We start from the raw sequence: 10079 nt of genomic DNA, 5'->3' as shown, positions 1-10079 counted from the left end.
GCGTTCCAGACAGCCTTTTCTAAAACTGCAAGATGTCAGTTGACCCTCGCTGCGTGCGGCAGCACGTCGACTCCGAACACGCCCACACCGCCCACTTCCCCCATCGTCCAGCCGCCCAGCACCCCCCCCATCGTGCAGCCGCCGGTGACACCGCCGGTCCAGCCCCCAGGCACCCCCGCCCCCGAGCTCTGCGCCAACCTCACGGTCAACCTTCAGGGCATCGCGCCGGTCAATGGCATCGTGGCCGCGCCCATCACGGTCAACAACGCGGCTGGCCAGAGTGTGTTCACGGGGACGGCCGTCAACGGCCAGAAGCTCTCCATGTCGTTCGCTGCGGGCACGTACACCGTGGTCGCTGGGGCCATGCAGGGCTACACCGCGACCAACAGCCCGCGGACCGTGACCCTCGACTGCACCGCCAACCGGGACATCTCGACGCTGCTGGAGTACCGCACCAACGAGACGGTGCAGCAGCAGGTGGCCAGCATCGCGATGGACGGCGAGAACGCCGTGACGGACGCGGGCGGCGCCGCGCTGGTGGGCAGGCGCGAGGCCAACATCAACAAAGACGTCATGCTGTACGCCTCCCAGACGGAAGAAGCCGTTCTGGTGCGGATGGTCGTGCGTGACGCGAGCGGCGCCCCGGTGGCTGGTGCCCGGGTGAGCGTCACGGCCGACAGTGACCTGGTCTCCATCTTCCCTGGCCATGCCCAGGCGGGCGGCACCCTGACCCCGCAGAACCTGACGGCCCAGGGCATGACCGCGACCGCGTTCTCGGATGCCAACGGCGTCGTGCGCTTCACCGTGTACGCGACCAGCGCGCCCGCACAAAACACCCCCGTGAAGTTCGTCGTGAGCGCCACCAACGGCACGGACGGCGCCGCCAGTGCGGCCCTGGCCGAATTCAAGATGTTCTTCACCAACATGAGCCACCTGTACTACCAGGGGGATACCAGCTTCGGGGATACCGGCCTGATTGCCAGTGGGCAGCGGCTCGGTGGGAACATCGGCGCGTTCGAGAACAACTGGTTCAATGCCAACCAGCGCATCCACCGCTTCAACACGGTCGCCTACCAGAAGCAGCCTCAGGAAGGGCCCATCACGGTGGGTGGCGACCAGGGCGCCCGCTTCCCCGGCTACGTCCGCTACACCCTCGAGCCGGTGGCCGGACAGGAATCGGACCTCTCCCGTCTGTTCCTGACCACCAACCAGAACGCCATCAGCGGCAGCGGCAGCGTGTCCACCACGGGCAATGTCTACCTGCGGCCGGCCGTCGACGTCACGGCGCAGGAACTCCCGCTCACCGCCAACATCCGGGCCGACTACATCTATCAGGTGCGCTTCGGTAACACCACCTACGACTTCCTGCTCAAGAGCTACGTCTTCAGCAAGACCTTCTCGGGCGCGCTGCTGGAAATCGACAAGACCGGGCCGAACATCATCACCTGGACAGGCTTCAACGGCGCTGGACACAACGCCTACGCGCCCACGGACGTCACCCTGCCCCCCCGGATGGATACGGGAACCCGGACGGCGACCACCGCAGACAACTTCACGGTCGGCAAGACCTACACCTACTTCATCCGCGTGCGCAACACTTCGGGCACGGTGGCCCGCAACGTGACGGTGCGCGATGAACTGCCCGCCGAGCTCGGCTACGTCCTGGGCAGCGCCCGCCTGGTCGATGCCGACGGCGCGACGACCGGAACGGTCGCCGGCGACTACGACCTCAATACCCACACCATCGACTTCAACGAGATTGGCGACCTGGCGGCCGGCGCCGACGTGCGCATCGCGATCGACGTGTACGCCCGCCACAAGCCCGGCTACGCCTGGAACGACAACAACCGCGACGGCGACACCGACGGGGGCACGGGTCTCCAGGGCGCCTTCGGGATCGTTCCGCCGGAGTCCTCGGCCGACCTCAACGCCGAGTACGAGGATCCGTACGACATCAAGAACCGTGCCAAGGCGAACGCCAGCAACGCGGCCGAGGTCGACGACTTCCACTACATCAACGTGGTGCGTCCGGTCGCCCGGATCACCAAGACCGCGCTGGACTCCGAAGTGGTGACCAACCAATTGGCCGAGTTCCTGGTCCGGGTCGATAACTTCGACCGCTCTACCTCGGGCGAGCTCGATGCGCGCATCCGCAACGCCTACGCGGCGCTGAAGGGACGCTTCCCCACCGAGTACGCGCAGGAAGGCTTCCTGTACAACGCCCGCATCGAGGATCTGTACAGCGGCGCCTTCAGCGGCCCGGTCGCGCGTGACGAGGCGGGGAACATCATCCCACTCGAGCGCCTCGACCAGAGCACCGGCGAACGCCGCCTGGGCCTGAACCTGGGCACGCTGCTCAACGGCAGCTCGCGCACCGTCCGGATGACCTTCCGCGGTGAAGTGGTTGGCGACAACAACGTGAACTGCGTGCGGCTGTACGCCTGGAACCTCAACCAGCTGTTCCGGGGCAACGCGAACGAGTACCGGCAGTTCGAAGGTCCCGACGGCACCACAACTGGACAGTACGCGCTGGATGGCGGCCGCAACTTCCTCGAGGACTGCGCTTCCGTGGATATCGTCGGCAAGCCCGCCTGGGGCCGTGACCTGTGGGATCATGTCCTCACCGCCGAGGAGTTTGACCGCGACAACGGCACGGACGCCTACCCGGTCGGCTCGCCCTTCGTGTACGACATGTACTACGACAACGAGGGCACCAACTCCGCGACCAACGTGATCATCGATGCGGCCCTGCCCAGGATGGTCAACTTCAGGGACAGCGCGTCGATCTACGTGGGCTTCTGGAGTGACTTCCTCAGCGAGGACCCCACCGCCAACCTGACGCTCCACCAGTTCGACCTGCGCAACCCGTCCACCTGGACAGTGACCTTCGGCGACTCCACGGTGACGTTGGTCCCGGCTGCCGATCAGCGCAGCTTCCGCTTCCACGTGGACAACATGGAGCCCAACGAGCGGATCGGCTTCGAGTTTGCGGTCGTGGCCAGCCAGAAGGGTGATGACCTCTTCCGGACCCGCATGACCTGGGATCAGGGCAACGGGCGCGTCCTGGAAGACAGCGAGCACACCTTCATCACCGACTGAGCCTGCAGCTGGTCCTCGCGGCCAAAAGAAAGCCCCTGCCCCAGCAGGGGCTTTCTTTTGGCCGTCGACCCTTCCCTCTTGTGATGACTCCCCCTACTGAAGTAGGGGGCTTCTCTGGTCAGCAAGCGCCGTAGACTGCACGCTCTCGCAGAAGGCCGCATCCCGGCCCCGGTTCAGGATGTTGACGGCGGCATTCACATCTCTGTGCATATCCATCCCGCAGTTCGCGCAGACGTAGGCGTGGCCGATTTTGACCTTCTGCCTGTGGCCGCACTCGCTGCAATCCTGACTCGTGTACTTGGGGTCAACCCCCAGAACTGTCCTTCCAGCGTTCGCAGCTTTGAGGGACAGGATGTTGATGAAGCTCGCCCACCCCGCGTCCAGCACGCCTTTGGCGGTGCGGGTGCGGGCAAGGCCGAAGATGTTGAGGTCTTCGTGAAAGATGGCGTCGTGGCGGTTGACCAGCGTGCGGGCGGTCTTGTGGTGGAAATCCCGTCTCCGGTTCGCCACCCGGCGGTGCTCAGCAGCAATCTGCCGCTTCAGCTCCCGGTGACGACGGCTGCCCCGCTTCTTCTTGCTGGCTTTGCGCTGGAGTTGCCCAATCTTGCGCTCGGCCTTTTTGAGGTGCCGGGGTGCTTCCACGAACTCCCCGTCCGAGGTGATGAGGAAGTTGGGGTTGGTGCCGAGGTCAATCCCCGCCACGTCCCCAGTCGCGGGCAGCGGGCAAGCCTCCACCTCGCAGGTGAACACGATGTACCACTTGTCCCCCTCCCGCTTGACGGTGGCGGTCTTGACCGTCCCTTCCAGCGGGCGGTGGTACTTGCAGCGGACGTTGCCGATTTTGGACAGGTAGACCTTGCCGGATTCCGGCAAGGGCATCGCCCCCGTCTTGCCTGCCTGCGGGTAGGTGAAGGAGTCGTAGTGGAATCTCCCCTTGAACCTCGGATACCCAGCCTTGATGCCGGACTTGACCCGCCTGAAAAAGCCCTTGAAGGACTTGTCCAGCCGCTCTACCACGTCCTGCAACACCTGCGAGTGGACGCCCTTGTACTCCGGCAGGTCGGCCTTGATTTCGGTCAGGGCACGTTTCTGCTCGTAGTAGCTGACCGACACGCCGCACTTCCGATATGCCGTCCGGCGCTCCTCCAGCGCTGCGTTGTAGAGGGTGCGGCACAGCCGCAGCGTCTCGTCCAGCACGGCAATCTGGGCGCGGTTCGGGAACAGGCGGTACTTGAACGTTTTATGCCCCATCGTCCACCTGCCCTTTGCGTTGCCCCTCGATGTACCGCTGAATCACCTCTGCCGAGATTGCCCCCGCCGACCCCACGTAGTAGGAGGGGGTCCACAGGTGGCCGCGCCGCTTCAATTCGGGGAACTCTTGCAGCAGCAGCCGTGCGGACACGCCCTTCAGAATCTTGGCAATGTCGGAGGGTGCCCACTTCGGCGGGCAGGAGAGGAAGAGGTGAACGTGGTCAGGCATGACCTCCATGCCCCGGATAAGCCAGTCCCGTTCCGCGCAGGTGGCAGTGAAAATCTCCATCAGGCGTTCGCGGGCGGGGCCGTAGAACGAACGACGGCGGTACTTCGGCGTGAACACCAGATGGTAGTTCAGATTGAAGTGCGCGTGTCGTGTGGAACGCTCTCCAGCCATGTGCATTTGGTATCACATGACGGCCCGCTACAGGTGGCCCTGCGCCGCCTACGGCGTCGAATTGCGCCCCCGTTGGGGGCTTATATCCCCGGTTTGAAAACCGGGGGATTACGCCACTTTTTCTAACGGCAACGAAGTCCCGCGGACGTGGTGGGCCCTGGCCTGGTGCCGCGCCTGCAGGCTTGGGCGTTGGCACCAAACAACGAGGGAGAGGCAGCCGCGAATGCCGCTTCCCCTGTTCTTTTCGAAAAGAACGCCTCAACTCCCCAGCTCCAGCTGGGCATCAGCCCTGGGGCAAGCCGCATCCCACGTCTGCGGGAGTTGCAGACCGCACTCACAAGGGTAGCTGGTTCATTGCCGCTGCCTGGACCCCTGTCCCAGAAGGGCATCCAGGCTCAGCGCCAGCAGCGCCGCGAGCACCGCGCCCACCATCACCAGGGCCGTGTTCTGCTGGGAGAGGCCGTTGATAATGGGCTCGCCCAGGCCGCCCGCGCCCAACGCGGCGCCCACGGTGGCGGTGCCGACGTTGTAGACGGTCGCGGTGCGGATGCCTGCAAGCAGCACCGGGCGGGCCAGCGGCAGTTCGATGCGCCGCAGGGTCTGTCCTGGTGTCATGCCCATGCCGCGGGCTGCGTCAAGGGCATCAGGGTCGACCGCCCGCAGCGCCGCGATGCCGTTGCCCACCACCGGAGTCAGGCCGTAGAGCACCAGGCCCAGCAGGGTCGGCGGCCATCCGAATCCCAGGGCGGGCACAGCGAGGGCCAGCAGGGCGAAGGTCGGCACCGTTTGCCCCAGGCCCGCCACGGCCCCGGTCAGGTCACGCAGGGCGTCCCGGCCGGGACGCGTGACCGCCAAGGCGAGGGGGACGCCGAGGGCCACCACCACCACGGTCGCCGCCGCCACCAGGCCCAGGTGGACGAGGGTGAGCCGCCACAGCGGCGTGTCCAGCGTGGGGGGCTCCCCTCCCGCCAGTGGAGCGAGCAGGCCAGGCAGCACCCCCGGCCACAGGCAGAGGACCAGGAGGGCGGGCCAGAGGAGGGCGCCCAACCCTCTCACGGGCGGCGTCCACTTCCCCGCAGGTCGTGCCAGCGCACCACGCCGAGCGGGGCGCCTCCGTCCTGAACGGCGAGGGCGTCGGCTCCCTCACGCAGCAGGACGCCGAGAGCTTCCCGCGCGTCCAGCGAGGCGTCCACCACCGGCAGCCCGGCCGGGTCGCCGGGGGACACGAAGGCCGAGAGGGGCTGGCCCGCGAGCTGGCGCAGTGGCGCGTCCTCGCCCAGGAACTGCCGCACGAACGGGTCGGCCGGGCGCAGGACGAGGTCGTCGGGGGAGCCGAACTGCACCAGGCGCCCCCCCCGCATCAGCGCCACGAGGTCACCTAGCCGCAGCGCCTCGTCGATATCGTGGGTGACCATCACCACAGTGGTGCCGAGCCGCCGCTGGATGTCGCGGAAGGCGAGCTGAAGCCACTCGCGGGCCAGCGGATCGAGAGCCCCGAAGGGCTCGTCCATTAGGAGGACCGGGGGGTCAGCGGCCAGGGCGCGGGCCACCCCTACCCGCTGCGCCTGTCCCCCCGACAGCTGCGCGGGCCGCTGATCGCGGTAGGTCCCGGGGTCGAGGCCCACGAGGTCGAGCAACTCGTCGACCCGCGCGGCCGTTCGCTGGCGGTCCCAGCCCAGCAGGTCCGGCACGGTCGCCACGTTCTGCGCGACCGTGAGGTGCGGAAAGAGGCCGACATGCTGGATCACGTACCCGATGCGGCGCCGCAGCACCTCCGGGCGCAGGGCGCGGGTGTCCTCGCCCGCCAGCAGGACCCGTCCCCCGCTGGGCTCCACCAGGCGGTTGATCATCCGCAGGGTGGTCGTCTTGCCGCAGCCGGAAGGTCCCAGCAGGGCGCAGAGGGCACCCTCGGGGAAGGTGAGGGTGAGGTCCTCCACCGCGGGGGCGTTCCCGTAGCGTTTCTCCACGCCTTGCAACTCGATCATGCGGGCCCTCCCAGGCGGCGGGCCAGCCAGCCTTCAGCGCGGCGCAGGCCGCCGTCGAGCGCCAGGGCGAGCAGCGCGGCGGGCACCGCTCCCAGCAGGATCAGGTCGCTCGCCGCGCTTTGTAAGCCGCCCAGGATGTAGGTGCCCAGGCCCCCGGCCCCGATCAGCGCCGCCACGGCCGCCACCCCGGTCAGCAGCACGGCGGCCTGCCGCACCCCGCTGAGCCACACCGGAAGGGCGAGGGGGAGCTGCACCCGCCAGAACAGCTGGGCCGGGGTCATTCCCATGCCCCGCGCGGCGTCCACGGCACTCGCGGACACGCCCCGGAGGGACGCCACCCCGTTGCGCAGCACGGGCAGCAGGGCGTAGAGGGTCATCGCCGTGAGGGCCGGAGCGACGCCGATGCCCCCCACGCCCACCTCCCGCAGGGCCGGAACGGCGTTCGCCAGCGCCGAGAGGGGCGCGATCAGCAGGCCCAGCAGGGCGAGGCTGGGCAGCGTCTGGATGCCGCTCGCCAGGCCCAGGACGGTGGCCGCCGCCCGGTCACGCCCGGAGATCCAGACCGCCAGGGGCGCCCCGATCAGCAGCGCGAGGCCCAGCGCCCCGCCGACCAGCCGCAGGTGCTGCGCCAAGGCCGCCCCCCAGCGTTCCCCCTCGGCGCGGCCCTCGACGAGGACCGACCAGCTGTTCAGGTGTCCGGAGAGGAGAAGGGCGGCGGCTCCGGCCAGCCCCAGCCAGGCGAGACCCGCGCGGGGGGCCAACCTCGCGGCGCCGTAACTGGTCACCCCCGCGCCCAGCAGGTACAGCCACGCCCCACTCGCCGCGCTCGCCCGCGCGAAGGGGAGCTGTCCGGCGAGGGCTGCACCCGTCTGGTTTCCCAGCAGCCAAACTCCGGCCCACAGCGTCAGGGCGGCCGCCAGCCAGGTCAGGCGGGGTGTGCGCCAGGCGGAGAAACCCGGCAGGAGGGCGAGGAGAACCGCCCCCGCGAGCAGGGCCGGGGGCAGGCCCACGGAGTCCCCCGGCGCGAGCCGGTTGGGCCGCAGCAGCACCCAGGGAAGGACCGCTCCGGCCAGCATGGGCAGGGCCCCCAGCGCGAGGACGGCCCGGGTGTCCCCCGGTGCGGACGGACACGCGCTAACGGATCAGCCCCCGGCTTTTCAGGTACGCCTCGGCCACGTTGCGGGCGGTGCGGCCTTCCAGGGCGACCTGGGCGTTCAGCCGCCGCAGGGCCGGCTGGGTGAGGCCGGCGAAGGTCTTGTTCAGCAGGGCCTCGATGCGCGGGTTCTCGCGCAGCACGCTGGTCCGGATAATGGGGGCAGGTTGGTAGACCGCCTGCGCCCCCTTGGGATCGGAGAGGGCCACCATGTTCAGCGCAGCGAGCGTGCCGTCCGTGCCGTAGGCCATGGCCGCGTTCACGCCGCTGGTACCGCCCGCGGCGGCCTGCTGGGTCTGGGGGGGCGTGGCACCGGCGAGAACCAGCTTCTGATCGGCGCGCAACTTGAAGCCGTAGACCTTCTCGAACGCCGGCATGGTGTCAGGCCGGTTGAAGAACTCCGGACTGCCCGCGATCTTGAAGCGTCCCCCGGCCTTCAGGTAGCGGGCGAGGTCGGTCACGCTGCCCAGCTTCTGCGCGGTGGCCAGCGCCCGTGGCACGGCGATCACCCAGGTGTTGTTCACGTTGGCGGGCCGGAGCCAGGTGATGCCGTTGCGGGCGTCGAGTTGCCGCGCCAGGGCGTAGATGCGGCCCGGGTTGCCCGCGTCCTTCGCCCCGATCTTCGCCTGCGGGAAGAGGTAGACCGCGTTGCCGGTGTACTCGGGATAGACGTCGATCTCGCCCGCCAGGATGGCCCGGCGGTTGACGCCGGTGTCGCCCAGGTTGGTCCGGTCGGTCACTTCCAGCCCGGCGTTGCGCAGCGTCAGGACGATTATCTGGCCCAGAATCTGCGCTTCGGGGTCGAGCTTGCTGCCCACGACGATGGGTTTGGCGCTCGCGGTGCCGAGGAGCAGCGCGGCGGAGGTCAGGAGCAGGAGTCTCATGGTGCCCCCACCGTACCGATGGGGCGGCGAGGAAACGGGTGGGGCAGGTTACAGAGCAGCAAGGAGAAAGGCTGCTTTTGCGCCTTCGTCCACCGGGGTGAAGGGAGGCCCTCACTGTTCTTTTCGAAAAGAACGGTAGTTGAAGACGGGAGACTCCTGAGATCCGGGCATGGGCACGATCCTCGAAAGCTGGAAGGGGCTGGTCGGTCTCTCCACCAAGCTATTGCGAGCCGGGGGCACCAACCCCCTGGAGCCCCGCTACGAGCGGGACGTCGAGATCGAGTACGAGGGCCTCGACGACGACGTTCTGAGCGTCCTGGTGGGTGACTTCACGGCCACCCCGGCGCGGTCCAGTACTCCGGTGGCCCCACCCCATGGGGTGAGTTTCGAGCGCGGCAAGGTGGATTTCGAGCGCATCCGCCGCGAGCATCCCATCGAGGAGGTTGCCAGCCGCATCCTGGACGGCTACCAGCAGAAGGGGCCGACCACGTCGGTCGCCGCCTGCCCGGTCCACGGCGACGGGGCGAGTCACCCCAACCTCCACATCCACCACGGCCCCCATCCGAGGAGCGGCACCTGGATTTGCTCCTCGTGCAAGGCCCACGGCGATGTGCTGGACCTCGTCAAGGCGGCCATGGGCTTTTCCGAAACCCGGCAGGCCCTGGACTTTCTGGACGGGGGCCAGAGATTGCCGCCGGAACGCCAAGCCGAACTCGCCAAACGCGCCGAGGAGAACGTGAGGCGGGCGGCCAGCGTGCCGAGGCTCAACCTCGACCTCACCGACTTTGCCAAGGCGGCCTACGAGCGACTTCGCAAGACCGCGCAGCATCCGGCCTCCCAATCACCCCAGGCGCGCCAGTACCTCGCCGAGAGAGGCCTGGAAGCCGCCATCGCCCGCTATGGCCTGGGCTACGTGGCGAGAGGCTTCCCGGCGGAACTCCTGCCGCAGGGCTGGGACTACGAGAAAGAGGAACTCTACCCGGCCTTCGGCTTTCTGGATCGGGTCATCATCCCCTACCGTCAACCGGACGGGTCAGTCCCGGTGGTGAACGCCCGCACGCTCACTGGCAAGAAGCCGAAGTACCTCAAGCCGTCTGCGGGCGGCATTGCTCCCGGCAGCAACGCCCGGCCCTTCCGCATTGAGGCAGTCACGCAGCAAGACGGCGTCATCGTCATCACGGAAGGGGAGTTCGACTGCATGAGCATCGGCGTCGCGGCGTCAGACCTGGTGCTGGAGATGGCGATTCCGGGGGTGAACTGCTTTAACTGACATCTTTCAGTTTACGCGGCATAGTGCTGGTTCTCGT

Annotated in this window: 8 protein-coding genes; 2 read left to right on the top strand and 6 right to left on the bottom strand. The window is 68.0% G+C overall.

The genetic code is table 11. The features are described from left to right. Positions 1-39 precede the first annotated feature (39 nt). Positions 40-3099, top strand: coding sequence for a hypothetical protein (locus QOL99_RS11365; RefSeq protein ID WP_285523940.1), 3060 nt, complete (start codon positions 40-42; stop codon positions 3097-3099). Between the two features lie 93 nt (positions 3100-3192). On the opposite strand, the gene QOL99_RS11360 is transcribed toward QOL99_RS11365, so the two are convergent. The 6 genes from QOL99_RS11360 to QOL99_RS11335 all read right to left on the bottom strand — a co-directional run bounded on the left by QOL99_RS11360 (position 3193) and on the right by QOL99_RS11335 (position 8772). Beyond that, a complete protein-coding gene (locus tag QOL99_RS11360) occupies positions 3193-4350 on the bottom strand; it encodes an RNA-guided endonuclease InsQ/TnpB family protein (RefSeq protein WP_285523938.1) in 1158 nt (385 codons plus the stop codon). After that, positions 4340-4756 carry an IS200/IS605 family transposase gene (gene tnpA, locus QOL99_RS11355; RefSeq protein WP_456318855.1) on the bottom strand — a complete coding sequence of 139 codons (417 nt, stop codon included), beginning with the start codon at positions 4754-4756 and terminating at the stop codon, positions 4340-4342. The genes QOL99_RS11360 and tnpA overlap by 11 nt, the downstream gene beginning before the upstream one ends. Before the next feature lie 345 nt (positions 4757-5101). Further along, positions 5102-5797, bottom strand: coding sequence for an ABC transporter permease (locus QOL99_RS11350; RefSeq protein WP_285523934.1), 696 nt, complete (start codon positions 5795-5797; stop codon positions 5102-5104). A 5-nt stretch (positions 5798-5802) separates the two neighbouring features. Next, positions 5803-6735 carry an ABC transporter ATP-binding protein gene (locus QOL99_RS11345; RefSeq protein ID WP_285523931.1) on the bottom strand — a complete coding sequence of 311 codons (933 nt, stop codon included), beginning with the start codon at positions 6733-6735 and terminating at the stop codon, positions 5803-5805. Beyond that, positions 6732-7811 (bottom strand): ABC transporter permease, encoded by a 1080-nt coding sequence (locus QOL99_RS11340; RefSeq protein ID WP_285523929.1) that lies wholly within the window; start codon positions 7809-7811, stop codon positions 6732-6734. The genes QOL99_RS11345 and QOL99_RS11340 overlap by 4 nt, the downstream gene beginning before the upstream one ends. Positions 7812-7869: 58 nt before the next feature. Beyond that, entirely contained in the window at positions 7870-8772 is a 903-nt protein-coding gene (locus tag QOL99_RS11335) for a glycine betaine ABC transporter substrate-binding protein (RefSeq protein WP_285523928.1), read from the bottom strand. A gap of 169 nt (positions 8773-8941) precedes the next feature. Here QOL99_RS11335 and QOL99_RS11330 point away from each other — a divergent pair, with 169 nt between their 5' ends. Beyond that, positions 8942-10042, top strand: a complete 1101-nt coding sequence (locus QOL99_RS11330; RefSeq protein WP_285523927.1) for a hypothetical protein — start codon at positions 8942-8944, stop codon at positions 10040-10042. Positions 10043-10079 lie beyond the last annotated feature (37 nt).

Source organism: Deinococcus rhizophilus (assembly GCF_030271215.1).
Lineage (GTDB): Bacteria > Deinococcota > Deinococci > Deinococcales > Deinococcaceae > Deinococcus > Deinococcus rhizophilus.
The sequence above is the reverse complement of the archived record's forward strand: the minus strand, read 5'-3'. Positions and strand labels throughout refer to the sequence as shown.

What these genes read in the sequence shown, in the direction of transcription:
- tnpA (WP_456318855.1), bottom strand. Translation starts at nt 4,756, where the DNA reads ATGCACATGGCTGGAGAGCGTTCCACACGACACGCGCACTTCAATCTG.
- QOL99_RS11360 (WP_285523938.1), bottom strand. Translation starts at nt 4,350, where the DNA reads ATGGGGCATAAAACGTTCAAGTACCGCCTGTTCCCGAACCGCGCCCAG.
- QOL99_RS11335 (WP_285523928.1), bottom strand. Translation starts at nt 8,772, where the DNA reads ATGAGACTCCTGCTCCTGACCTCCGCCGCGCTGCTCCTCGGCACCGCG.
- QOL99_RS11345 (WP_285523931.1), bottom strand. Translation starts at nt 6,735, where the DNA reads ATGATCGAGTTGCAAGGCGTGGAGAAACGCTACGGGAACGCCCCCGCG.
- QOL99_RS11330 (WP_285523927.1), top strand. Translation starts at nt 8,942, where the DNA reads ATGGGCACGATCCTCGAAAGCTGGAAGGGGCTGGTCGGTCTCTCCACC.
- QOL99_RS11340 (WP_285523929.1), bottom strand. Translation starts at nt 7,811, where the DNA reads ATGCTGGCCGGAGCGGTCCTTCCCTGGGTGCTGCTGCGGCCCAACCGG.